The organism is Scytonema millei VB511283 (assembly GCF_000817735.3).
Classification (GTDB): Bacteria; Cyanobacteriota; Cyanobacteriia; order Cyanobacteriales; family Chroococcidiopsidaceae; genus Chroococcidiopsis; species Chroococcidiopsis millei_B.
In genome coordinates, this window is sequence record NZ_JTJC03000001.1 from 216,738 (window position 1) to 238,094 (window position 21,357).

Below are 21,357 nucleotides of genomic sequence, written 5' to 3' on the forward strand. Positions count from 1 at the left end.
TGAGAATTGCTACATATTTTATTAATTTACACGTTAAAAATTTGGAAAATTTGAGCCTTAAGTGAAGGTAATTAAAAGCTTGTATAAAGTTTGTCGATCGCGATTATTTTTAATAAATTACTTCCGATACGGTTGAGTAGGGACGCACAGCTGTGCGCCCCTACAGATGTGCAAGACATTCAGTCAAAAAAAGGCAATAATGATCTCATACAATTCCAAAATTCATCACCGCCAGTCGATTCGTTTACGTGGTTACGATTATTCTCAAGCAGGAGCTTACTTTATCACTATTTGTACTCATCATCGAGAATGCTTATTTGGTGAAGTTGTGGATCGTCAAATGCACTTCAAAGTGGGATGTATAGTAGCTGAAGAATGGTTGCGCTCATCCAAAATTCGGTCGGGAATCGAATTAGATGAATGGGTTATCATGCCTAATCACATACACGCGATCGTTGTATTCAAATCTTCTGTAGGAATACCAGATCCGGTAGGGGCGCACAGCTGTGCGCCCCTACATCGCAAACCGCGTTCTCTGCCGTCATTGATTGCTGGGTTTAAATCAGCTACTACTAAACGAATTAATGAAATACGCCAGACTCCTAAAATACCAGTCTGGCAGCGAAATTTTTATGAACAAATTATTCGCAATGAAGGATCTTTAAGTAAGATTCAGCAGTACATTATAAATAATCCTTCTAATTGGCTCCACGATACAGAAAATTTAACTAATTCTATATGACAGCCAGATCGCCATTTTCGCAAGTAGGGGCGCACAGCTGTGCGCCCCTACAAATTGGTGTAATTAAACAAGAACTGCTATAAAATGCGATCGCACTTCCTCACCCCACAATCCCTAAGCGCGATCGCATTTTCTCATCACAGGGATCTTCCCTGGCGCAGTTTCACATACCCAAAAATTAATCCTCCCTAAATTTAGGAAGGATTATGTTGCCATATCTTAACGTACTAATCCAAGCGCGATCGCCTTCTACGCACCCGCACTAGATGCAGCCAATTCTGCTAACTGTTCCTGTTGATCTTGAGCGATACAATCTTGAATAATTGTTTCTATATCGCCTTCTAGGACAGGGTTCAGAGAATAATTCTGTCCCAAACGATGGTCTGTGACGCGATTATCTTTATAGTTGTAGGTGCGAATCTTCTCCGATCGCGAACCCGTACCAACTTGCGATCGCCGCATTGAAGTCACAGCTTCTTGTTGTTCCCGCAGCTTCATTTCATATAATTTAGCTCGCAGAATTTGCATCGCCCGTTCTTTGTTTTGTAACTGGCTGCGTTCTTCTGTACAGAAAATCCGAATTCCCGTCGGTTTGTGGAATAAGTCTACTGCTGTCTCCACCTTGTTGACGTTTTGACCGCCAGCACCGCCAGAGCGAGCTGTTTTCATTTCAATTTCCGTGGGATCGATGTGAATTTCCACATCGTCTACTTCTGGCATCACAGCTACAGTCGCAGTAGATGTATGAACTCTTCCCCCCGCTTCTGTCACTGGTACGCGCTGAACGCGGTGAACCCCTGCTTCAAACTTGAGTTTGCTGTAGACCGAGTCACCTTGAATTTCTAGCACTGCTTCTTTGAAGCCGCCCATTTCCGCCAAAGATTCGCTCACCAGCTTGACACGCCAGTTTTGAGTATCGGCATAGCGCGAGTACATTCTAATTAAATCGCCCGCCCAGATACTTGCCTCATCGCCACCAGTGCCCGCCCGAATTTCTAACATGATATTCTTGTCATCGTTCGGGTCGCGGGGTAGCAGTAAAACCTTCAAACGATTTTCTAGCTGTTCCAACTGCGCTTCTAATTCCTGCACCTCCAAAGCTGCCATTTCCTGCAACTCTGGATCGCCAGCCGCCTCTTTTAAGACTTGACGCGCTCCCTTGAGTTCTTCCTGAGCATTTTTCCAAGTCTCATAGGTATTAACGACTTCTTCAAAAGAAGAGCGCGCCTTCGCTACCCGTTGCATCTCTACCGGATCGGTAGCAATGTCTGGGTCGGCAAGGCGACGAGTCAATTCGTTATAGGTTTGCTCGACAGATTTAAGCTTGTTTAGCAGGTAAGGTTCCGCCATAATCGCGATCGCTCAGCAAATAGTAGATTGGGTCATAAACAAAAATTTGTGAACTTAGATTCAGATTTTTTCCGACCTAAATCCAAAATCTAAAATCCAAAATTGAGTTGACCGCGCTACTTCTTCTTGGACTTGCCTTCTGACGTACCTTGCTGAGAATCCATCATGCCGTATTTTCTCAAGAAGCGTTCTACGCGCCCTTCAGTATCGATAATCTTTTGAGTTCCAGTATAGAACGGGTGGTTGCCAGACCAGACATCAACGTGGAGTTCTGGCTTGGTCGAACCAACAGTCATAACTAGTTCCCCGTTGCAGTAAACCTTAGCTTCGGGATACCACTGCGGATGAATATCTGGTTTTGCCATCTCTTTTTCCTATCTTTCCTTTCTTATTGTAACTAATTGGTCATTTATCACGATCCCAACAAATGACCAAGGACAAATGTTATCGCTTCGAGAACTGGGGCGCTTTCCGTGCTTTATGTAAGCCGTATTTCTTCCGTTCTTTAGCTCTAGGATCGCGAGTTAAATAACCCTCTTTCTTCAGATGTAAGCGATTTTCAGGCTCTAACTGGCAAAGAGCGCGAGCAACTCCCAAACGAATTGAATCGGCTTGTCCGGTTAAGCCGCCGCCGTGGGCGTTTACGAGAATGTCGTATTCGTTCTCTAGACCTAGCGTCTCTAGAGGTGCTTTAGCAGCTGCAAGATAGCTAGCATTAAATTGAAAATATAAGTCGCCAGCTTTACCGTTGACGACGAGTTGACCGTTACCTGGAACTAGACGAACCCTAGCTACAGACGCTTTGCGTCGTCCTGTACCCCAGTACATGACTCGCCCGTTGGTGGTAGCGGTTTGTGTTGCTTGCATTACTTATCTCCTGGGATGGTTTGAATTTTAATTGCTTCTGGTTTCTGTGCTTGATGGGGATGTTCTGCCCCAGCGTAGACTTTGAGCTTAGTAAATAGTTGTCTGCCCAAGCTATTTTTTGGCAGCATACCTTTAACAGCCTGTTCTACAATGCGCTCTGGTATTCGAGCTTGAAGTTGAGCAAAGGTTTCGGTTTTCATCCCGCCAGGTCTTCCAGAATGACGGCGGTAAACTTTTTGACTGCGTTTTTTCCCTGTCACTTTGATCTTCTCAGCGTTCACAACGATGACAAAATCACCAGTGTCCATGTGTGGGGTAAATTCTGGCTTGTTTTTGCCTCGCAGGAGATTAGCGATTTCAGTGGCGAGCCTGCCTAGTCGTTGGTCGGCAGCATCGACCAGATACCACTGCTGATTAATCGTATCTTGAGGGGGAATGTAGGTTTTGGTCATGGTGGTTTTACTATCCTGAAATAATCTACTAGAATATCTACCCTAAAATAATTTACTTGAAATAATTTGGGTTCATGTTTGTGCGGCAGCTTGAGAAAGCCGAGAAGCTGCTATGCAGGACGGAGTAGGAATCAGCTCGTTTTGTTCTATTGGGGTAGTGGTTACATCTGGTAAGAAAAACTGGGGCTGCGTATCGTACCAAATTTCAGCCGGAAAGGGAAATTCGGCATAGCCAACTCGCAACAAGCACAAGCCAGCAGCAGGGGCGGCGTACTTGACTTCGGCACGGCGCTGCTGCTGCCAAATCTCGGTAAAATTAGCTAGCGATCGCTGTTTGCTACCCACTTGAACCAGTAATCCCATTAACAACCGCACCATTCCGTACAAAAACCCATTTGCCTGCAATTCAATTTGCACGAACGAACCTTGGCGATGGCATTCTGCTGCTTGTATTTCTACCCAAGAGTGAGCGCGGCTAGAACCCGCCCGATGAAAAGCTGCTAAATGGTGGTTGCCGAGTAGAGGTTTTAATGCTGCTTGAATTAATGATTCATCTAGAGGTGCGTGATAATAGTGCCAGCTCAAAGCTTTGACAAACAAATTCGGTCGGGGATCTGTGTAGAGCGTGTAGCGATAGCGCCGCCATTTAGCAGAAAAGCGGGCGTGCCAATCTAAGCTCACCTCAGCCGAAGCGCGAATCAAGATATCTTCTGGCAAGCGACTGTTGAGAATTGCTGCCCAGCGATGGGCTGGAATCGGACAATTCACCACGTTAAAATGAGCGACTTGGGCAGCAGCATGAACTCCTGCATCCGTTCTGCCTGCTCCATGAATGACAACTGGATAACCCAGAACATTGGCGATCGCAGTTTCTATCTCTTCCTGCACTGTACGCTGCTGCGGCTGTCGCTGCCATCCATGAAAACGAGTACCCAGGTATTGAATTACCAGGGCGACTCTACTTGTCAATTCAGGTTGCCAAACAGCCATTTCCAAAGCGCCACAGTGTTTTAAACGAGTTCGATAATTGCCATTTCTGCGTTGTCGCCCCGACGACGTATCGTTTGTAAAACGCGAGTGTAACCACCAGCGCGGCTACCATAGCGATCGGGAACTTGCTCGAATAGAGCGTGTACGAGTTGCTTATCGTAGATATATCCCATAGCTTGACGACGAGCTGCTAAAGAGCCATCTTTAGCTAGGGTAATCATTTTTTCTGCTTCAGACTGTACGACTTTTGCTCTGACTTTAGTGGTGGTAATTCGTCCGTGTCTGAGTAGTTCGGTAGTTAGCGCTCGTAGTAGGGCGCGGCGTTGGTCTGCTGGTTTACTAAGTTTTTTAATGCTATTGCGGTGACGCATGATCGTAAAAGGATGTAGGGTGAAGCCCTTCCCGTAGGGTAGGATCGGGGGTGAAGGATGGATTGCTACATCCTTCTTTCAAAGAGTATTTCAGGTAGGTTTAGAAGATTTTTCGTGCGGCAAGGTAATGCCTAGACGCTTCTGCAACGCTTCGATCACTTCCTCTGCTGACTTCTGACCGAAGTTCTTAATTTCTAGTAGATCTTCTTGGGTGTAGTCTAGTAAGTCAGCTACCGAATTCACCTGCGCTCGTTTGAGACAGTTGTAAGCCCTGACGGAAAGTTGCAGTTCTTCAATTGGAATCTGACTAGTTGGGTCTTCGTCGGCGGGAATTTCGTCTTTCATCGCCGCCAGCGAGATGTCTTTTAAGGGTGTGAACAGGTCAACGAGAATATTTGCGGCAGAAGAAAGGGCTTCCTGCGGTGTTAGGCTACCGTTTGTCCAAATTTCCATAATCAACCGATCTTTTTGCAGCGAGCCGTCTACCCGCGCATCTTCAACGCTGTAGTTGACCTTACGAACTGGCATAAAGATCGAGTCAATTTGCAGGTAATCGATGGACGTAGCTTCGTCGCGCCCTCGTTCGACCGTACGATAGCCCTTTCCCCGTTCGACCCGAAATTCCATTTCTAATTTTGCCCCGTCTGCTAGGGTAGCTACGTACTGATTGGGGTCGATAATTTCTACTTCTGCTGGTAGATCGAAATGAGCCGCAGTAACCGTGGTAGCGCCGTGGACGAGCAATCGACCAGTTACGGCTTGCGAGGAGTGGCTTCTGAGGACGATTTCTTTCATCTGCATCAGAATTTCCATTACGTCCTCGCGCACGCCAGGAATTGTAGCAAATTCATGGCTTACGCCTGCAATTCGGACGGCTGTGACTGCTGTACCTTCTAGATTAGAGAGTAAAATTCGCCTTAAGGCGTTACCTACTGTCGTTCCTTGACCGCGATCGAGAGGTTCCAAGACGAACTTACTATATTGACTCCGATTCTCCTGCGTAATAGACTCAACACATTCGATTTGAAATTGCGCCACGGAGTAACCTCCCCTATTGTTAGCTCCTATAAATTGGCATAGCAACCGCTTGCCTGAATTTTCTTGCTTGGATTACTTAGCCTGAATTTTTTTACCTGAATTTCTGACTTGGTTTATCTGTGCCGCCGTTTCAGTTTCTAGCTGACTTTGGGGACAAGATAACGCGATCGCCCACTGGACGAACGCGCAGGTTGCAGAAATTCCCACATCTTTTTGGACATTTGAGTTTATACTCGGCGGCGTTTGGGCGGACGACAGCCATTATGTGGAATAGGCGTGATGTCGCGAATTAGAGTAATTTCTAATCCCGCCCCTTGCAGCGCTCTAATTGCTGTTTCTCTGCCTGCTCCAGGTCCGCTGACCATGACTTCGATCTGACGCATACCTTGGTCAACTGCGCGCCGTGCAGCACTTTCAGCTGCGGTCTGCGCGGCAAAAGGAGTGCCTTTCTTCGCTCCCTTAAAGCCGCTAGAACCAGCCGATGCCCACGAAATCGCATCGCCATTTTGATCTGTAATGGTGACTATGCTGTTGTTGAATGTGGATTGGATGTATGCCATGCCATTTGGTACGTTGCGTTTTTGCTTTTTCGTACCGCTTTTCTTAGTTGGTCGCGCCATAGGGTTACGATCGGTTTAATTTTGCTCTACTCAATTCAAAAATGCTCTATATAGCCAGGAGGCTATTTATTTCCCTGGAGCCTTTTTCTTTCCTGCTACCGTTTGTCGTCTGCCTCGACGGGTACGAGCATTGGTACGAGTGCGTTGTCCTCTGACGGGTAAGCCCATCCGATGGCGACGACCCCGATACGTACCAATATCGATCAGGCGCTTGATGTTCATCGTTTCCAAACGCCTTAAATCTCCTTCAACTTGATAGTTTGCTTCTATCTCGTTTCTCAGAGCTGCTACATCGGCATCGCCGAGATCTTTGACGCGGGTATCTGGGTTGACACCTGTAGTCGCCAAAATTTCTTTCGATCTCGTTAAACCAATCCCATAAATATAGGTCAGACCGATCTCAATCCGCTTATCTCGCGGAAGGTCTACACCAGATATCCGTGCCACGCTGTTTCTCCCTAGTCTTGCTTTGTTGCAACAATATTTACTCTTTCATGGTGTTAACTGAAACACCAAATGTCGACGATCGCCGCCAATCATTTTATAGTTAGCCTTGACGTTGTTTGTGTTTCGGGTTAGAACAAATAACCATTACCCTACCTTTACGGCGGATAACGTTACACTTTTCACAAATTCTTTTTACAGAAGCTCTAACTTTCATGGCTTTTACATTACAAACTCTATATTATAATACTACGATTGAATTTTCTGCAAGAATTTAACACTCATACTGAGTTTTCGGACTTGGATGTTGCTAAAAATTAACTTCAATTATTTTTTGCGTAATCTATAGGTAATTCTACCTTTAGACAAATCGTATGGCGTGAGTTCGACTTTCACGCGATCGCCAGGTAGAATCTTGATATAGTTACGGCGAATTTTGCCGGAAATATGGGCGAGTACGTTAAAGCCGTTGTCCAGATCGACGCGAAACATAGCGTTAGGCAGCGATTCCGTCACCGTGCCTTCCATCTCAATTAAATCTTGTTTAGACAACTTGTTGATTCCTCAACTCTACTGGTTTTTTTGTGGAATTAGCTCTAGCACTTTTGGACATATTTTTCCACTGTTAATATATCTTATCGAAAATAGGGAGCAGGGTGGCAGCGAGCAGGGAGCAGGGGAAAATAATACCCACTACTCACTACTCACTCTTGAGTTAAGAATTAACTGCCGTTTGCAGATGAGCTGTAACCTGTTCCATAGACTGATTGCCATCGACTGAGACGAGTTGTTGGCGATCGCGGTAGAAATCAATTAAGGGCGAAGTTTCTTGGTGATAGACTTCCAAGCGACGGCGAATCACTTCTTCAGTGTCGTCAGCTCGTCCTTCTTTTTCTGCCCGTTTCAGCAGCCGATCCACAACGATCGCTTCTGGTACTTCTAGATTCACCACTCGCGTAGAACCTTGGTGAAGCTTTTGCAGCAGTTCGTCTAAAAATACTGCTTGGCTGAGTTTGCGGGGAAAACCATCGAGAATCCATCCTACTTGCGCGTCACTCTGCTGAAGGCGTTCGGCAACGAGATCGTTTACTAGTTGGTCGGGGACGAGTTCGCCTCGGTCAGCATAGCCTTGAGCTTGAATTCCCAAAGGCGTGCGATCGCGCATAGCTTGGCGCAGAATATCACCAGTCGAGATGTGAGGAATCTGCCAGGAATTGGCAAGGTGTTTTGCTTGCGTGCCTTTACCTGCTCCTGGCGGTCCCAAAAAAATCAATCGCGGCACTACTTCACCATTCCTTCATAACGCTGGGAGATCACATAGGTCTGAATCTGTTTCGCCGTGTCGATTGCCACACCAACCAGAATCAACAGCGAAGTCGCTCCTAATCCTTGAAAGGTCGGTACTCTGGTGGCGCTTTCTACTGCTGTAGGAATAATTGCCACTGCGCCGAGAAAAACAGCTCCCAAAAATGTCAGCCGATTAAGCACCCGTTCGACGTATTCGCTCGTTGCTTTACCTGGTCTAATGCCTGGAATACTAGAACCCATCTTCTTCAAGTTCTGTGCCAAGTCAACCGGATTCACGATCAACGTGGAGTAGAAATAACTGAAGAAAACAATCATTACGAAGTACACTAGGGCGTAGAGCCAAGGTGTAGAACCGCCAGGACTGATCGCATTGGAGATGTTAATCACATATTCGTTTTGAGTAAACCTAGCGAGTGAAGCTGGCAGAATTAGGACGGCAGAAGCAAAAATAATTGGCATTACACCGCCTTGATTCAACCGCAAAGGTAGATAGCTACTCCGCTCTAGATAAAGCTTGCGTCCTACTTGACGACGAGCTGAAATAATCGGAATGCGTCGCGTCCCTTCTTGAACGAAGACAATCCCGACAATCATGACCAAAAATACGAGCAACAGAACGATGACTCGTCCGATGGTTTCCCTGCCTCCAGTCTGTGCCAGAGTAATGGTATCGCCTAAAGATTTAGGTAGAGAGGCAACAATGTTGACAAAAATCAACAGCGATGCACCGTTACCGACACCTCGCTCCGTGATTAACTCTGATGCCCACATGACAAACATCGAACCAGCTGTGAGTGCGATCGCGGTTTCGATGACAAATACGGGTCCTGGGTTGAGGGCAAACGGTCTGATCCAAATTGCTGCAATAAACGTACTTTGCAGAATTGCCCAACCCAAAGCGACATAGCGAGTCACCTGCGAAATTTGTCTTCTGCCTGCCTCACCCTCATTTTTCTGTAAATTCTCTAAAGCTGGGATTGCAGCTGTCAGTAATTGGATTATGATCGAGGCATTAATGTATGGCAAAATCCCTAAGGCGAAAACCCCCAAAGTTGAAAGTCCGCCGCCGGAAAAGATGTCTAAAAAACCGATGACAGCACTATTATTTTGTACGCTTTGAGCGAACTGTTCGCGGTTGATTCCTGGTACAGGTAAAAATACACCCAAGCGAGCCAAAATTAACATACCGATAGTGACAAGCAACCGTCCTCTCAGTCCGGCTGCTTGTGCCATCTGCATGAAAGTTTCTTGAGCTGTTGGGGCTTTATCTCGACTAATCATAAACGGCTACCTTTCTACTGCCATAGGCATCTTGCGTTAAATAACTTCAGTCAAAAACTTTAGCTACTTAACAACTTCACAACTCCCGCCAGCTGCTTCTATCTTGCTTTTAGCTGATGCCGTAAAAGCTGCTGCTTTTACCTTGAGGGCAACGTTTAATTCCCCATCTCCCAAAATTTTGAGCGAACCTTTAGCGGCTTTAATTATTCCTGCCTCTTTTAATGAGGACAAGTTAACTTCCGTATCAGCAGGAAGTGAAGACAGCTTGCTTACATTCATCGTAATGTATTCTTTACGATTAATAATTGGAAAGCCTTTCAACTTAGGTAGACGGCGATACAAGGGCTGCTGACCGCCTTCAAATCCTGGTCTAGTGCCACCACCAGAACGGGAATTTTGTCCGCGCATCCCTTTACCAGCACTCGCGCCTTGTCCGGCAGAAACTCCCCGACCGAGACGACGAGCGCGTTTTTTTGAGCCTTTTTGGGGTCTAACGTCAGTTAGTCTCATAACTTTTTTGTTAGTTGGTCATTGGTCATTGGTCATTGGTCATTGGTCATTTGTTTGACGCATGACGATTAGACGATATAGAGCTTTTCTACTGGAATGCTGCGTTCTTCTGCGACTTCGGCAAAAGTGCGGAGTGTAGCAAGGGCATTAACGGCAGCTCTGGCGTTGTTCAGGGGATTGTTGGAACCTAGCTGTTTGGCTAGAATATTCCGCACTCCTGCTAATTCCAGTACGGTTCTGACTGCACCGCCGGCAATTACGCCCGTTCCAGGTGCGGCTGGACGCATTAATACTTTTGCTCCGCCACCAGTGCCATTAGTTGGATGGGGAATGGAGTTAGATTTGGTCAATGGGACATCAATGAGATGTTTTTTGCCATCTGCTACGCCTTTTTTCACAGCGCCGATTACATCTCCAGCTTTACCTACTCCGATCCCAACTTGACCGCGCTCGTTACCGACAGCGACAATGGCACGGAAGCTGAGTTTTTTTCCTCCCTTGACGACCTTACTCACCCGCCGGATTTGAATCACCCGCTCTTGAAAAGTCGTTTCTTTTTCTTTAGTTCGATTAGCTTTGCGACGACCTGTTGCCATATTGAGTGCCTCTAAAAATGTTAATTGCTAATTGTTAATCGTTTATTGTTAATTGCCATCAACTATTAACTATTAACCATTAACAAATTAAAAATCTAATCCTGCTTCCCGTGCTGCGTCAGCTAGTGCTTTGACTCGACCGTGGTAGAGGTTTCCGCCTCGGTCAAAGACAACTTGTGATATGCCTTTAGCTTTAGCTCGTTGGGCAATTAATTTGCCAACTTCCACTGATGCTTCGCACGTTCCTTTAGATTCGAGGGATTTTAAATCTGGGTCTAAAGTAGAAGCAGCTACCAAAGTATGATGTTGGGAATCGTCTATGACTTGAGCATAGATATGCTGATGAGAGCGAAACACTGCTAGGCGCGGGCGTTCCGTGCTGCCTACGATAACTTTTCTGATCCGACGATGCCGTTTTTCCCTGGATTCTCGACGACTGAGCTTCATAATTACTTCTTACCTGCCTTACCAGCTTTACGTCTGACGGCTTCTCCGGCGTAGCGAACGCCTTTACCTTTGTAGGGTTCTGGCGGGCGCTTGTCGCGAATCTGGGCGGCGACGTTGCCGACTAATTCTTTGTCAAAGCCGCTGACAATAACGTTCGTGTTGTTTTCGACTGCGAGTTGAATACCTTCAGGTGGTTCGATTTGCACGGGATGGCTGTAGCCAAGACTGAGGACTAAGTTGCGTCCTTGAACTTGCGCTCGGTAGCCGACTCCCTGAATTTCCAACCGCTTTTGGAATCCTTGCGAAACTCCATCCACCATATTTGCCACTAGAGTGCGGGATAAACCGTGGAGTTGTCGCGAGAGGCGAGATTCATCGTGCCGTTTGACTAAAATTGTGTCTCCTTCCTGTTCCACCGTAACGGCACTAGGAAGGACGCGAGCGAGTTCCCCTTTAGGACCTTTGACGGCAACGTGGGAGCCGTTAATGGTGACGGTAACTTTGCTGGGGATGGTAATGGGACGTTTGCCGATTCGAGACATGATTAACTCCTTGTTTGTCATTGGTCATTGGTCATTGGTCATTGGTGAATAGAAATGACAAATAACAAATGACAAGTGACGAATTTACCAGATATAGCAGAGAACTTCGCCACCTAGACCTTGACGGCGGGCTTCGCGATCGGTCATGATGCCGTGCGAGGTGGAGATGATAGCAATGCCAATACCACCTAATACTCGCGGTAATTCTTTTCGGTTGGAGTAAACTCGCAGTCCTGGTCTGCTGACTCTTTTGAGTGCAGTGACAATCGGCTGGCGATTTTTACCCTTGTACTTGAGGGTAACTACCAGATTGCGTTTTACCCCTTCTTGCGCTTCTTCTTCAAACTGGGCGATAAAACCTTCTTCTTGTAGGACTCTAGCAAGGTTGCGAGTCATTTTGGTAGAAGGGATTTTAGTTGTCTGATGCCGCGCCATATTAGCATTGCGGATGCGCGTCAGCATATCAGCAATTGTGTCGTTAGCCGCCATCGTTTCCTCTTGTAGAATTTATTGATCTCGGAAGGGCATACCAAATGCTTTGAGTAAGGCACGACCTTCCTCGTCAGTATTGGCAGTAGTAATGATGGAAATATCCATGCCGCGAATTTGGTCGATACTGTCGTATTCGACTTCGGGGAAAATTAGCTGTTCTCTTACGCCAAGGGTGTAGTTACCGCGTCCGTCGAAGCTTTTGGGACTGATGCCGCGAAAGTCACGAATCCGAGGCAAGGCAAGATTGACAAAGCGATCGAGGAAAGCGTACATGCGATCGCCCCGCAGAGTTACCATAATGCCTACTGGCATCCCCTGGCGAATTTTAAAGCCCGCGATCGCTTTTTTGGCTCGCGTGACTACGGGTTTTTGACCTGCGATCGTTGCTAGCTCAGCCAAAGACGATTCCATTGCTTTAGCGTTTTGTGCTGCTTCACCTAAACCTCGGTTTATAGTGATTTTCACTAGCTTGGGGACTTGATGGATGTTTTTGTATTGAAACTGTTCCACCAATTGCGGCACTATTTTTTCTTGGTATATGCTTTTGAGTTTTGACGATGCCATATTCTTTCCTTGTTTACCCTGGTCTTGGTCAGGGGGTATCAATTTTTGATTTTTGATTTTGGATTTTAGATTTAATCCAAAATCGGCAATCTAAAATCTAAAATTGTATGACAGTTATTTGTCGATGATTTCGCCTGTTTTTTTCAACATTCGCACTTTTTTGCCTTCTTGGTTGAAGGTATAGCAAATTCGGCTAGCGACGTTTTGCTTGGTGGAATAGTGCATGACGTTGGAACTGTGGATGGGAAATTCTAAGGTAACGATCCGACCCGACTCCCCTTCTTCTTTGGGCTTGACGTGCTTGGTTTTGACATTTACGCCTTTGATAATCACTTGGCTTTTTTCTGGAAGCGATCGCACAATTTCGCCGACTTTACCTTTATCTGCTCCAGAAATTACCTGTACCGTATCGCCAGTTTTGACGTGCATTTTGTGGCGAACTGGTTTATTTTCTTTGGCTCCTTTTCTCTTTGCCATTACAGCACCTCCGGCGCTAAAGAAACGATTTTGGTATAGTTTTTATCCCGTAGCTCTCTGGCTACAGGTCCAAATACCCGCGTTCCTCTGGGGTTACCATCTTGGTTGATAATCACGGCAGCATTGTCATCAAAACGAATGCTCATGCCGCTATCGCGCCGCAAACCTTTGCGGGTACGAACGATTACCGCTCGCACGACATCAGATTTTTTCACTCCCATATTGGGGATAGCATCTTTAACAACGGCGATAATTACATCGCCGACGTTCCCGTAACGACGATTACCAGCACCGAGGACGCGGATACACATTAATTTTCGCGCCCCACTATTGTCCGCGACGTTGAGGTAGGTTTGGGGTTGAATCACTGTTGTTCTCCCGTTGTGGTAGTTGCAGCGATCGCGGTGGTGGGACTATCGAGAATCTCTATCACTTCCCAGCGTTTCGTACGGCTGAGAGGTCTAGTTTCGCGAATGCGGACGCGATCGCCCTCTTTACATTTATTCTCTTCGTCGTGAGCTTTGTAGCGCCGAGTACGCACGACAATTTTGGCGTACTTGGGATGAGGAGAGCGGTTTTCTACCGCGACTACCACAGTCTTTTGCATTTTGTCGCTCACGACTAAGCCAATTCTTTCTTTGACTGCCATCGTTACTTACTCTTCTGTTGCGGGTTCGGCTGCATTTGTGTTTGCCACTTGGCGTTCGCGTTCCACCGTGAGCAATTGCCCTAACCGATGTTTGGCGTGCTTGATTTGGTGTGGCTTGTCTAACTGGCGGGTTGCTTTTTGCAAGCGCAGACTAAACAATTGCTTTTTCACGGCAATAATTTCTGTAGCTAACTGTTCGTCAGTTAATTCTCTCGCTTCGGAAATCTTAGGTAGGGGCATGACTTATACTTGCTCCTCCTCGCGCATAATAAACTTTGTTTGAATTGGTAGTTTGTGAGAAGCCAATCGCATTGCTTCGCGGGCAGTTGCTTCTGGCACACCAGCGATTTCAAATAAAATTCGTCCTGGCTTCACTACGGCTACCCAAAACTCAGGCGAACCTTTACCCGAACCCATACGGGTTTCAGCCGGACGCATGGTTACTGGTTTATCGGGGAAAATCCGAATCCAAATCTTCCCACCACGACGGATATAGCGAGTCATGGCACGACGGCTTGCCTCAATTTGCCGAGAGGTAATCCAAGCTGGTTCTTGAGCTTGTAGGGCAAATTCACCAAAGTTGATGTTGCTACCTCTGGTGGCAAGTCCTTTCATTCGTCCGCGTTGTTGTTTGCGGAATTTTGTTCTTCTAGGGCTTAGCATGGTTTGTCATTCGTCATTTGTCATTTGTCATTTGTCATTTGTCATTTGATGACGAATGACAGTTAACCTTCGTTAGAACGGTCTTCAAACTGCTGCCGTCGGCGCTGCTGTTGACGGCGGCGGGGTTGATTGGTTCCAGGGGTAGGCTGTGGTTCTTGTCCAGGGATAATTTCTCCCTTAAACGCCCAAACCTTGATTCCTAAAATGCCGTAAATGGTTTTTGCGGTACAGTAGGCGTAGTCTATATCTGCCCGTAAGGTGTGTAATGGTACTCTACCTTCGCGCGTCCATTCGGTACGGGCAATTTCTGCGCCGTTGAGCCGACCGCCAACTTGAACTCTAATACCTTGAATGCCTGCTCTTTGAGCGCGTTGAATCGCTTGGCGTACTACGCGGCGGAAGGAGACGCGACGCTCTAACTGTTGCGCAATGTACTCAGCAATTAGAAAGGCATCGGCATCAACTTGGGCGACTTCGACAACGTTAATCCGAATTTGGCGTTGGCTGCCCAGAAGCTCTTGAAGTCCGTTACGCAAGGCTTCAATCCCAGCTCCACCACGACCGACGACTACACCAGGGCGAGCAGTGCGTAACTCTAGCTCAATTTGATCTGCTTTGCGCTCGATCCGAACTTCAGCAATTCCGGCATTATTGGCAGCATAACGTCCTAGCTTCTGCTCGATGTATTGCCTTAGTTTATAGTCTTCTTGAAGAATTTCTGGATATCGCTGTGGCTCGGCAAACCAACGAGAGTGGTGTTCTTTGGTAACGCCGAGGCGAAAACCGACTGGATGAATTTTTTGTCCCATAGTTGAGGGGTAAGGGGTAAGGGGTAAGGGGTAAGGGGTAAGAGGCGAGAGGCAAGAGGTTTTTCCCCTCAGCTCCCTCAGCTTCCTCAGCTCCCCCAGCTCTCTTTATTGAGCTGCTACGGCGATCGTGATGTGACAGGTCGGCTTGCGAATCTGATACGCTCGCCCTTGCGCTCTCGGACGGAAGCGCTTCAGCACTGGTCCTTGGTCGGCATAGGCTTGGGTAATTTTTAGCTCGGATGGTTCTAATCCAGCGTTGTGTTCGGCATTAGCAACGGCAGAACGCAGCACTTTCAACACTGGTTCGCAGGCACGGTAAGGCATGAACTCTAGAATAATTAATGCTTCCCGATACGAGCGCCCCCGAATTTGGTCGAGAACGCGCCGCACTTTAAAAGGAGACATGCGAATGTAACGGGCGATCGCTTTGATTTCTTGTGTATTAGTTGTGTTTGTAGCCATAACTTTCTCCATTTAGCTGTTAGCAATTAGCTATTAACTTCTTTTAGTGCTGATAGCTAATTGCTAATCGCTCGTTATCTGCCAGCTTTTTTGTCACTTTTGGCGTGACCGCGAAAGGTACGGGTGGGAGCAAATTCACCTAATTTATGTCCTACCATTTGTTCGGAAACATAGATGGGAACGTGCTGTCTGCCGTTGTGAACTGCGATCGTGTGACCGACCATCTGTGGCAGAATTGTCGATGCCCGCGACCAAGTTTTGATGACCTGTTTCTCACCTCGTGAATTCAGCTTTTCAATTTTGCTGAGTAGGCTATCGGCAATGAAAGGACCTTTTTTTAAAGAACGACCCATAGTTTTATGTGGTTGGTAATTGGTAGCTGGTAGTTGGTAATTGGTGAGTTAGGCAAGAGGCGAGAGGCGAGAGGCAAATTTTGACTTTTGACTTCCCATTACCTATTACCCATTACCCAAATTTAGCTTTCGCGACCGCCACGTCCGCGCTTGGAGGATTTACGACGGCGACGGACGATTAAAGCAGAACTTGGTTTTTTCCGCTTACGAGTCTTCATACCTAATGCTGGCTTACCCCAAGGGGTGACTGGACCCGATCTACCAATGGGCGCTCTACCTTCACCACCACCGTGTGGGTGATCGACGGGGTTCATAACGCTACCCCGAACGTGGGGCTTTTTACCTTTCCAACGGGTGCGACCAGCTTTTCCTGCGCTGAGGTTTCTCGCGTCGGTATTACCAACTTGTCCAATGGTGGCGTAGCATTCACGACGAATCATGCGGACTTCGCCGGAAGGGAGCTTGAGAGAGACGTAATTGCCTTCTTTGGCTACCACTTGGGCGCTAGCACCAGCAGCACGAACAATTTGTCCACCGCGTCCTGGGGTCAGTTCGACGTTGTGAACTGTTGTACCAAGGGGGATGTTAGCTAAAGGTAATGCATTCCCGTCTTCAATCGGCGCATTTACCCCAGCGGTTACGACTGTTCCTACTTTCAAGCCGTTTGGCTGAAGAATGTAACGCTTTTCTCCATCTTGGTAGAAAAGCAGGGCAATTCTAGCGTTCCGATTGGGATCGTATTCGATCGCTGCTACCTTAGCTGGAATGTTGCGCTTGTCACGTTTGAAATCGATGATGCGGTAGAGTTGCTTATGTCCGCCACCGCGAAAACGAGAAGTGATGACACCGCGATTGTTCCGTCCTTTAGGATTGTGAACGTACTTTACCAGCGACTTTTCTGGTTCGCTTTTGGTAATTTCAGCAAAATCAGAAACAATCCGTTGGCGCGTGCTAGGGGTGTATGGTCTATAAGAACGAGTACCCATAATTTTTTTCCTTAGTCATTTGTCATTTGTCATTTGTCATTTGTCATTTGTCATTTGTGGCAATAACGAATGACGAATAACGGATGACCAGCTTAAACATCTGGGAAGAGAACTTGTCTGATCTTGTCTTCATCCCCAGGTGCTATGGTAACGATCGCTCGCTTGTACTGGGGTTTAAAGCCAACAAACCTACCTACCCGCTTCTTTCTTCGAGGTTTGAGCAGGGTATTGACTTGTATGACTTTAACTTCAAATAAGTCTTCGATCGCGGCTTTAATTTGCGGTTTGCTAGCTTGAGGAGTCACGTCAAATGTATATTTGTTTTGCTCCATCAACCGCGTGGCTTTTTCAGTCAAAATTGGACGGCGGACGAGATCGGGTAACTGGCGGGGGTCGATCTTAAGCACTGTAGACCTCCTGAATCATGTTAAGGGCGGATGATGTAGCAACAATCTTGTCGGCGTTGAGGATGTCGTAGACGTTTAATTCATCGGCTGAAATTAAAGTCAGCTTGTTAATATTACGGGCTGACAAATAGACGTTTTCCGTTTCTTCAGCGACAATTAATAGGACTTTTGTGCCTGGTTCTATTCCCCAACGCGCGATCGCTGCTGTCATTTCTTTTGTTTTCGGCTGCGAGATCTGCTCGGCAAAGTCTTCTACTACAACCATGTCATCGGCTCTACTTGCAAAAGCCGTGCGCAATGCTAGCAGTTCTTCTTTGCGGTTCATCTTGAGGTTGTACGTTCTCGGTTTGGGTCCGAAAGTGACACCACCACCACGCCAGAGGGGCGAACGGATCGAACCAGCACGGGCGCGTCCGGTTCCTTTTTGTCGCCAAGGTTTGCGACCACCACCTCGTACTTCTGCACGGGTTTTGGTGCTTGCCGTTCCTTGACGGGCATTTGTTAATTGTTTAACTAGGGCGCGGTGAACGACATGAGAAGCGCTTGTTTCTTTTGCCACTTTCAATTCAAGCGTCGCCTGTCCGACTGCTTCACCCTGCCAATTTTTGACTACACACTCAACCATTTTGGGTTTTACCTTTTCATTTCATTTGGGATAAGAGTTGACAGTTGACAGTTAACGGTTAGCCGTTAACTGTCAACTCTTATCCCTTACCAACTTTTTTCGTAGGTATAATATTGAGCAAAGCACCTGGCTTACCTGGAACTGCTCCTTTGATCAGCAATAGATTGCGTTCTGCATCTACCCGCACGACAGTCAGTTTGCGAATCGTGACTTGGGAGCCACCTAAACGCCCTGCCATCCGCTTACCTGGGTAAACGCGACCAGGAGTCGTACCAGCTCCAATAGATCCAGGGAGGCGGTGATTTTTGGAACCGTGAGACATAGGACCGCGACCGAAATTATGCCGTTTTTGATAACCAGCAAAACCGCGACCGATACTATTGCCACTGACATCGACAATTTGTCCTGAATTAAATATATCTGCCGTAATTTGCTGCCCTAGCGTATATTCACCTGTATTGTCGAGGCGATATTCGTGCAAATGACGCAAAGCAGGAGCAGAAGATTTTGCTAAATGACCCAACTCTGGTTTACTCAGCGCTTTGGGTTTTACTTCTTTAAATCCAACTTGAATTGCGGTGTAGCCGTCAGTCTGTTTTGTTTTAATCTGGGTCACGACGCAAGGACCCGCTTGAACGACCGTGACAGGAATAGCTTTGCCTGTCTCGTCAAATACCTGGGTCATGCCCAGCTTTGTGCCGAGAATACCAATAGACACGGGGATTGTCTCTCCTATTTAAATCAGTTGCATCGGAACCGGATTGCAATGGTGGGACTCGGTTCTTACTATCTCCGCTTTCAGTATCGATCCAGCCCATTCACCTAAAAAAGGTTGTCAGGCTGGAGTAGCGAGCAATTGAATTACTTGGTTAAAACCAAATTCATCGCTATAACTCGCAAAACGCTCTACTGTAAAGCAGTTGCCAATGGCGACAGAAGTTGTGGCACTATCTGGCTTAAGTAGGACTTAAGTAGCAAGCTACCTAGTATCCCATCCACAAAGAACCTTAACGGTTCTTGGGTTTTACTTCTCTGAGATTTCATCAACCCACGTTCTCAGAATCTAGAGAAGCACCAGTAAGGTAATTCAAGTACCTCACCTGCGAGACTGCCACTAACGAGCTAAAAAGTGTAGTCAGACACTCAAAAACAAATAACTCGCTTGCCTTGCAGAGGATTTCCTCTTGTTCCCGAAGGACTGGAGCAAACTGTCAAAAACAATTTATGAGTTGAGTCTAGCTACCTTGTTTGGTCACGATCTAACAGTTTAAATCATGCGGTCGCAAATGACAACTATTGACGGGATTTTTTCGAGGTAAGAAGACAAGGGGGACTATTCGCAATTCGTAACCCGCCCCTACTAATGACTTGGGGACGGGCGGGTTTTGAGCGAACGAGCGATCGCCTGAGGGTGAATCTGCTGGCTAAACCCGCCCCTACTACTGATAACTGGCAACTGAATATTAAGATAAGAATGGAATTAAACAACAATACTTAACGATGCCACTCTTTACTACTGGTAGCAAATTAATTCGCGACTTAGAAAAGCACGGGGCGCTAGGCGTTTACGCTCCGCTAGAAGGTGGGTTTGAAGGTCGTTATCGTCGCCGCTTGCGTGCTACTGGCTATACAACTCTGAATATTACTGCTAGGGGACTAGGAGACGTATCGGCTTATCTAACTGGAGTTCATGGTGTGCGTCCGCCACACTTGGGCAAGAAGAGTGTAGGTCAAGGGGCAGCAGTAGGATACGTTTATTACGTACCACCGATAGTCAGCTACAACTTGGAGCAGCTACCACCCAAGTCTAAAGGGTTAGTCCTGTGGATTATTGAAGGACACATTCTCTCGAATCAAGAAATTGAATTTTTGGTCAATTTGCCTACCCTAGACCCGCGAGTAAAAATCGTCTTAGAAAGAGGAGGAGAGCGCTATTTTCGCTGGCAACCACTGAAAGATACTCTCGCACCCAACTACCAAGCCGGATAAATACTCATTCGCAGTCAAGGAAAAAAAATTGGCAACAAGTAATAGAAATTAATCGAGGACATATTCTTTTTTATCGGTTGCACATTAGCATAGAAGTGTGACTGAGATTGACAATGCCTTACGCTCTTTAAAGGAAGGTCACTGGTTCAAATTGATTTGCGGAGCCAGCTACCAGCATCTGCCTGCGGTCAGAAATCTTAGCTTAGCGTATACCCTGGCTGGTGCTGATTGTATTGATGTGGCAGCAGACCCATCTGTAATTGCGTCAGTGCAAGCCGCGATCGCCGTGGCAAGTACGTTAATGGAAGAAGCTCGACAGCGCGGCTTTGGCAGTCGAGGAGAGTTGCCTTGGTTGATGGTAAGCCTCAACGATGGCGAAGACCCACATTTTCGTAAAGCAGAGTTTAATGCGGTTGAGTGTCCGTCACAATGCGATCGCCCGTGCGAACGAGTTTGTCCTGCTCAAGCAATTGTGTTTCATCCCCCCAGGGACGATTATTCTAAAGTTGTATCTTCTGGAGTTATATCGGAAAATTGTTACGGCTGCGGGCGGTGTTTGCCTGTTTGTCCGCCGCAAATTATTTACACTCGCTCTTATGTATCGACACCAGGAGCGATCGCGCCGCTCGTACTTGCTACTGGTGTCGATGCAGTAGAAATTCATACCCAGGTGGGTAGAACAGCAGAATTTCAGCGTTTATGGTTAAGTATAGCTCCCTGGATCGAGCGCTTGAAACTTGTGGCAATTAGCTGTCCTGATGGCGATGGATTAATTGAATATCTCCACAGCCTACATCGTCTAATTTCTCCCCTTAAGTGTCCGATAATTTGGCAAACTGACGGGCGACCGATGAGCGGTGATATTGGCGACGGTACAACCTTAGCCGCCGTGAAATTAGGTCAAAAAGTCTTGGCGGCTGGCTTACCTGGATACGTTCAACTTGCAGGTGGAACGAACAGCTATACCGTTGCCAAGTTAGCAGCGATGGGATTGTTGAGGAAAAGTCAAAAGTCAAACGTTAAAAGTCAAAACAATTACGACTTACGACTTACGACTTACGACTTTCCGGCTCCCGACTCCCACATTTCAGGAATCGCCTATGGCAGTTATGCCCGCGTTTTGCTGTCGCCGATTTTGCACCAATTAGAACAAATGGAGGTAAATCCAGCTAATGAAAGAGCGATCGCCTGCTTGGAAAACGTACCGGAATTACTATGGCAAGCAGTAGAACTTGCCTATTCGCTGGTATCTCAACTGAAGTCTATGGAGTTGCCATAGAACAAAATTGCTAAACCTTCTCGCTATTGTTGACTGAATAGCTC

36 protein-coding genes are annotated in these 21,357 nt (G+C 46.9%); 4 read left to right on the top strand and 32 right to left on the bottom strand.

Translation table 11 applies throughout. The annotated features are described in order from the left end of the window. The first annotated feature begins 199 nt into the window (after positions 1-199). Complete coding sequence (locus QH73_RS00920) at positions 200-742, top strand: transposase (RefSeq protein ID WP_132866467.1); 543 nt, start codon at positions 200-202, stop codon at positions 740-742. A gap of 249 nt (positions 743-991) precedes the next feature. On the opposite strand, the gene prfA is transcribed toward QH73_RS00920, so the two are convergent. The 32 genes from prfA to rplC form a co-directional block, all read right to left on the bottom strand. After that, positions 992-2,092: a peptide chain release factor 1 gene (gene prfA, locus QH73_RS00925; RefSeq protein ID WP_039714875.1), complete on the bottom strand. Its 1,101-nt coding sequence runs from the start codon at positions 2,090-2,092 to the stop codon at positions 992-994. 116 nt (positions 2,093-2,208) lie between these two features. After that, the gene (gene rpmE / locus QH73_RS00930) at positions 2,209-2,457 is read right to left on the bottom strand and encodes a 50S ribosomal protein L31 (protein WP_039714876.1); all 249 of its coding nucleotides are present in this window, start codon (positions 2,455-2,457) and stop codon (positions 2,209-2,211) included. Positions 2,458-2,536: 79 nt separating this feature from the next. Then, positions 2,537-2,959, bottom strand: a complete 423-nt coding sequence (rpsI, locus tag QH73_RS00935) for a 30S ribosomal protein S9 (protein WP_039714877.1) — start codon at positions 2,957-2,959, stop codon at positions 2,537-2,539. Beyond that, positions 2,959-3,411: a 50S ribosomal protein L13 gene (rplM, locus tag QH73_RS00940; RefSeq protein WP_039714878.1), complete on the bottom strand. Its 453-nt coding sequence runs from the start codon at positions 3,409-3,411 to the stop codon at positions 2,959-2,961. The genes rpsI and rplM overlap by 1 nt, the downstream gene beginning before the upstream one ends. 72 nt (positions 3,412-3,483) lie before the next feature. Beyond that, positions 3,484-4,401 carry a tRNA pseudouridine(38-40) synthase TruA gene (gene truA, locus QH73_RS00945; protein WP_039714879.1) on the bottom strand — a complete coding sequence of 306 codons (918 nt, stop codon included), beginning with the start codon at positions 4,399-4,401 and terminating at the stop codon, positions 3,484-3,486. Between the two features lie 20 nt (positions 4,402-4,421). Then, a complete protein-coding gene (gene rplQ / locus QH73_RS00950) occupies positions 4,422-4,772 on the bottom strand; it encodes a 50S ribosomal protein L17 (RefSeq protein WP_015152278.1) in 351 nt (116 codons plus the stop codon). 90 nt (positions 4,773-4,862) lie between these two features. Beyond that, entirely contained in the window at positions 4,863-5,810 is a 948-nt protein-coding gene (locus QH73_RS00955) for a DNA-directed RNA polymerase subunit alpha (protein WP_039714880.1), read from the bottom strand. A gap of 72 nt (positions 5,811-5,882) precedes the next feature. Next, positions 5,883-6,017, bottom strand: a complete 135-nt coding sequence (locus tag QH73_RS28560) for a hypothetical protein (protein ID WP_286194029.1) — start codon at positions 6,015-6,017, stop codon at positions 5,883-5,885. Between the two features lie 20 nt (positions 6,018-6,037). Continuing rightward, complete coding sequence (rpsK, locus tag QH73_RS00960; RefSeq protein WP_015152280.1) at positions 6,038-6,430, bottom strand: 30S ribosomal protein S11; 393 nt, start codon at positions 6,428-6,430, stop codon at positions 6,038-6,040. Positions 6,431-6,496: 66 nt separating this feature from the next. Continuing rightward, a complete protein-coding gene (rpsM, locus tag QH73_RS00965) occupies positions 6,497-6,877 on the bottom strand; it encodes a 30S ribosomal protein S13 (RefSeq protein ID WP_015152281.1) in 381 nt (126 codons plus the stop codon). A 100-nt stretch (positions 6,878-6,977) separates the two neighbouring features. Then, a complete protein-coding gene (gene rpmJ, locus QH73_RS00970) occupies positions 6,978-7,091 on the bottom strand; it encodes a 50S ribosomal protein L36 (RefSeq protein WP_015152282.1) in 114 nt (37 codons plus the stop codon). Between the two features lie 110 nt (positions 7,092-7,201). Further along, positions 7,202-7,426 (bottom strand): translation initiation factor IF-1, encoded by a 225-nt coding sequence (gene infA, locus QH73_RS00975; protein WP_006196724.1) that lies wholly within the window; start codon positions 7,424-7,426, stop codon positions 7,202-7,204. 163 nt (positions 7,427-7,589) lie between these two features. Further along, positions 7,590-8,156 carry an adenylate kinase gene (locus tag QH73_RS00980; RefSeq protein WP_039714881.1) on the bottom strand — a complete coding sequence of 189 codons (567 nt, stop codon included), beginning with the start codon at positions 8,154-8,156 and terminating at the stop codon, positions 7,590-7,592. Then, on the bottom strand, positions 8,156-9,463 hold the full coding sequence (secY, locus tag QH73_RS00985; RefSeq protein ID WP_015152284.1) for a preprotein translocase subunit SecY: 1,308 nt from the start codon (positions 9,461-9,463) through the stop codon (positions 8,156-8,158). Before secY ends, QH73_RS00980 begins: the two co-directional genes overlap by 1 nt. Before the next feature lie 63 nt (positions 9,464-9,526). Beyond that, entirely contained in the window at positions 9,527-9,973 is a 447-nt protein-coding gene (gene rplO / locus QH73_RS00990; RefSeq protein ID WP_039714882.1) for a 50S ribosomal protein L15, read from the bottom strand. Between the two features lie 68 nt (positions 9,974-10,041). Continuing rightward, positions 10,042-10,569: a 30S ribosomal protein S5 gene (gene rpsE, locus QH73_RS00995; protein ID WP_039714883.1), complete on the bottom strand. Its 528-nt coding sequence runs from the start codon at positions 10,567-10,569 to the stop codon at positions 10,042-10,044. An 87-nt stretch (positions 10,570-10,656) separates the two neighbouring features. Further along, positions 10,657-11,016, bottom strand: a complete 360-nt coding sequence (gene rplR, locus QH73_RS01000; protein WP_039714884.1) for a 50S ribosomal protein L18 — start codon at positions 11,014-11,016, stop codon at positions 10,657-10,659. 2 nt (positions 11,017-11,018) lie between these two features. Continuing rightward, positions 11,019-11,558, bottom strand: a complete 540-nt coding sequence (gene rplF, locus QH73_RS01005; RefSeq protein WP_039717296.1) for a 50S ribosomal protein L6 — start codon at positions 11,556-11,558, stop codon at positions 11,019-11,021. Between the two features lie 84 nt (positions 11,559-11,642). Continuing rightward, on the bottom strand, positions 11,643-12,047 hold the full coding sequence (gene rpsH, locus QH73_RS01010; protein WP_015152289.1) for a 30S ribosomal protein S8: 405 nt from the start codon (positions 12,045-12,047) through the stop codon (positions 11,643-11,645). Between the two features lie 18 nt (positions 12,048-12,065). Then, positions 12,066-12,614, bottom strand: coding sequence for a 50S ribosomal protein L5 (rplE, locus tag QH73_RS01015; protein ID WP_039714885.1), 549 nt, complete (start codon positions 12,612-12,614; stop codon positions 12,066-12,068). A 114-nt stretch (positions 12,615-12,728) separates the two neighbouring features. Then, positions 12,729-13,091, bottom strand: a complete 363-nt coding sequence (gene rplX / locus QH73_RS01020) for a 50S ribosomal protein L24 (protein WP_015152291.1) — start codon at positions 13,089-13,091, stop codon at positions 12,729-12,731. After that, a complete protein-coding gene (gene rplN, locus QH73_RS01025) occupies positions 13,091-13,459 on the bottom strand; it encodes a 50S ribosomal protein L14 (RefSeq protein ID WP_015152292.1) in 369 nt (122 codons plus the stop codon). Before rplN ends, rplX begins: the two co-directional genes overlap by 1 nt. After that, positions 13,456-13,740: a 30S ribosomal protein S17 gene (gene rpsQ / locus QH73_RS01030; protein WP_039714886.1), complete on the bottom strand. Its 285-nt coding sequence runs from the start codon at positions 13,738-13,740 to the stop codon at positions 13,456-13,458. Before rpsQ ends, rplN begins: the two co-directional genes overlap by 4 nt. 6 nt (positions 13,741-13,746) lie before the next feature. Further along, positions 13,747-13,980, bottom strand: a complete 234-nt coding sequence (gene rpmC / locus QH73_RS01035; RefSeq protein ID WP_039714887.1) for a 50S ribosomal protein L29 — start codon at positions 13,978-13,980, stop codon at positions 13,747-13,749. Positions 13,981-13,983: 3 nt separating this feature from the next. Then, positions 13,984-14,403 carry a 50S ribosomal protein L16 gene (gene rplP / locus QH73_RS01040; protein WP_015152295.1) on the bottom strand — a complete coding sequence of 140 codons (420 nt, stop codon included), beginning with the start codon at positions 14,401-14,403 and terminating at the stop codon, positions 13,984-13,986. 62 nt (positions 14,404-14,465) lie between these two features. Beyond that, the gene (gene rpsC, locus QH73_RS01045) at positions 14,466-15,212 is read right to left on the bottom strand and encodes a 30S ribosomal protein S3 (protein WP_015152296.1); all 747 of its coding nucleotides are present in this window, start codon (positions 15,210-15,212) and stop codon (positions 14,466-14,468) included. A gap of 105 nt (positions 15,213-15,317) precedes the next feature. Further along, the gene (rplV, locus tag QH73_RS01050) at positions 15,318-15,674 is read right to left on the bottom strand and encodes a 50S ribosomal protein L22 (protein ID WP_015152297.1); all 357 of its coding nucleotides are present in this window, start codon (positions 15,672-15,674) and stop codon (positions 15,318-15,320) included. A gap of 74 nt (positions 15,675-15,748) precedes the next feature. Next, entirely contained in the window at positions 15,749-16,027 is a 279-nt protein-coding gene (gene rpsS, locus QH73_RS01055) for a 30S ribosomal protein S19 (protein ID WP_015152298.1), read from the bottom strand. 122 nt (positions 16,028-16,149) lie between these two features. After that, on the bottom strand, positions 16,150-17,013 hold the full coding sequence (gene rplB, locus QH73_RS01060) for a 50S ribosomal protein L2 (RefSeq protein ID WP_039714888.1): 864 nt from the start codon (positions 17,011-17,013) through the stop codon (positions 16,150-16,152). 92 nt (positions 17,014-17,105) lie between these two features. Next, positions 17,106-17,420 (bottom strand): 50S ribosomal protein L23, encoded by a 315-nt coding sequence (locus QH73_RS01065; protein ID WP_039714889.1) that lies wholly within the window; start codon positions 17,418-17,420, stop codon positions 17,106-17,108. Continuing rightward, a complete protein-coding gene (gene rplD, locus QH73_RS01070) occupies positions 17,413-18,045 on the bottom strand; it encodes a 50S ribosomal protein L4 (RefSeq protein ID WP_039714890.1) in 633 nt (210 codons plus the stop codon). Before rplD ends, QH73_RS01065 begins: the two co-directional genes overlap by 8 nt. A gap of 79 nt (positions 18,046-18,124) precedes the next feature. Beyond that, the gene (rplC, locus tag QH73_RS01075) at positions 18,125-18,763 is read right to left on the bottom strand and encodes a 50S ribosomal protein L3 (RefSeq protein ID WP_039714891.1); all 639 of its coding nucleotides are present in this window, start codon (positions 18,761-18,763) and stop codon (positions 18,125-18,127) included. Positions 18,764-19,408: 645 nt separating this feature from the next. Between rplC and QH73_RS28565 the strand changes: the two genes are divergently transcribed. The 3 genes from QH73_RS28565 (at position 19,409) to ldpA (ending at position 21,313) form a co-directional block, all read left to right on the top strand. After that, positions 19,409-19,543, top strand: coding sequence for a hypothetical protein (locus QH73_RS28565; RefSeq protein WP_286194030.1), 135 nt, complete (start codon positions 19,409-19,411; stop codon positions 19,541-19,543). A 2-nt stretch (positions 19,544-19,545) separates the two neighbouring features. Next, on the top strand, positions 19,546-20,034 hold the full coding sequence (locus QH73_RS01080; protein ID WP_039714892.1) for an NAD(P)H-quinone oxidoreductase subunit N: 489 nt from the start codon (positions 19,546-19,548) through the stop codon (positions 20,032-20,034). A 97-nt stretch (positions 20,035-20,131) separates the two neighbouring features. Next, a complete protein-coding gene (gene ldpA, locus QH73_RS01085) occupies positions 20,132-21,313 on the top strand; it encodes a circadian clock protein LdpA (protein ID WP_039714893.1) in 1,182 nt (393 codons plus the stop codon). Positions 21,314-21,357: the final 44 nt, after the last annotated feature.

Excerpts from the sequence above, each read along its gene's own strand:
- rplF (WP_039717296.1), bottom strand. The coding sequence starts at position 11,558 with ATGTCTCGAATCGGCAAACGTCCCATTACCATCCCCAGCAAAGTTACC.
- rpmC (WP_039714887.1), bottom strand. The coding sequence starts at position 13,980 with ATGCCCCTACCTAAGATTTCCGAAGCGAGAGAATTAACTGACGAACAG.
- rpsH (WP_015152289.1), bottom strand. The coding sequence starts at position 12,047 with ATGGCGGCTAACGACACAATTGCTGATATGCTGACGCGCATCCGCAAT.
- QH73_RS00920 (WP_132866467.1), top strand. The coding sequence starts at position 200 with ATGATCTCATACAATTCCAAAATTCATCACCGCCAGTCGATTCGTTTA.
- rplO (WP_039714882.1), bottom strand. The coding sequence starts at position 9,973 with ATGAGACTAACTGACGTTAGACCCCAAAAAGGCTCAAAAAAACGCGCT.
- rpsE (WP_039714883.1), bottom strand. The coding sequence starts at position 10,569 with ATGGCAACAGGTCGTCGCAAAGCTAATCGAACTAAAGAAAAAGAAACG.
- rplM (WP_039714878.1), bottom strand. The coding sequence starts at position 3,411 with ATGACCAAAACCTACATTCCCCCTCAAGATACGATTAATCAGCAGTGG.
- rplX (WP_015152291.1), bottom strand. The coding sequence starts at position 13,091 with ATGGCAAAGAGAAAAGGAGCCAAAGAAAATAAACCAGTTCGCCACAAA.
- QH73_RS01080 (WP_039714892.1), top strand. The coding sequence starts at position 19,546 with ATGCCACTCTTTACTACTGGTAGCAAATTAATTCGCGACTTAGAAAAG.
- rpsQ (WP_039714886.1), bottom strand. The coding sequence starts at position 13,740 with ATGGCAGTCAAAGAAAGAATTGGCTTAGTCGTGAGCGACAAAATGCAA.
- rplB (WP_039714888.1), bottom strand. The coding sequence starts at position 17,013 with ATGGGTACTCGTTCTTATAGACCATACACCCCTAGCACGCGCCAACGG.
- rpsI (WP_039714877.1), bottom strand. The coding sequence starts at position 2,959 with ATGCAAGCAACACAAACCGCTACCACCAACGGGCGAGTCATGTACTGG.
- rplD (WP_039714890.1), bottom strand. The coding sequence starts at position 18,045 with ATGGTTGAGTGTGTAGTCAAAAATTGGCAGGGTGAAGCAGTCGGACAG.
- rpsK (WP_015152280.1), bottom strand. The coding sequence starts at position 6,430 with ATGGCGCGACCAACTAAGAAAAGCGGTACGAAAAAGCAAAAACGCAAC.
- rpmE (WP_039714876.1), bottom strand. The coding sequence starts at position 2,457 with ATGGCAAAACCAGATATTCATCCGCAGTGGTATCCCGAAGCTAAGGTT.
- rpsC (WP_015152296.1), bottom strand. The coding sequence starts at position 15,212 with ATGGGACAAAAAATTCATCCAGTCGGTTTTCGCCTCGGCGTTACCAAA.
- rpmJ (WP_015152282.1), bottom strand. The coding sequence starts at position 7,091 with ATGAAAGTTAGAGCTTCTGTAAAAAGAATTTGTGAAAAGTGTAACGTT.
- rplR (WP_039714884.1), bottom strand. The coding sequence starts at position 11,016 with ATGAAGCTCAGTCGTCGAGAATCCAGGGAAAAACGGCATCGTCGGATC.
- rplV (WP_015152297.1), bottom strand. The coding sequence starts at position 15,674 with ATGGCTACAAACACAACTAATACACAAGAAATCAAAGCGATCGCCCGT.
- QH73_RS28565 (WP_286194030.1), top strand. The coding sequence starts at position 19,409 with ATGACTTGGGGACGGGCGGGTTTTGAGCGAACGAGCGATCGCCTGAGG.
- rpsS (WP_015152298.1), bottom strand. The coding sequence starts at position 16,027 with ATGGGTCGTTCTTTAAAAAAAGGTCCTTTCATTGCCGATAGCCTACTC.
- prfA (WP_039714875.1), bottom strand. The coding sequence starts at position 2,092 with ATGGCGGAACCTTACCTGCTAAACAAGCTTAAATCTGTCGAGCAAACC.
- rplQ (WP_015152278.1), bottom strand. The coding sequence starts at position 4,772 with ATGCGTCACCGCAATAGCATTAAAAAACTTAGTAAACCAGCAGACCAA.
- truA (WP_039714879.1), bottom strand. The coding sequence starts at position 4,401 with ATGGCTGTTTGGCAACCTGAATTGACAAGTAGAGTCGCCCTGGTAATT.
- secY (WP_015152284.1), bottom strand. The coding sequence starts at position 9,463 with ATGATTAGTCGAGATAAAGCCCCAACAGCTCAAGAAACTTTCATGCAG.
- rplE (WP_039714885.1), bottom strand. The coding sequence starts at position 12,614 with ATGGCATCGTCAAAACTCAAAAGCATATACCAAGAAAAAATAGTGCCG.
- rplP (WP_015152295.1), bottom strand. The coding sequence starts at position 14,403 with ATGCTAAGCCCTAGAAGAACAAAATTCCGCAAACAACAACGCGGACGA.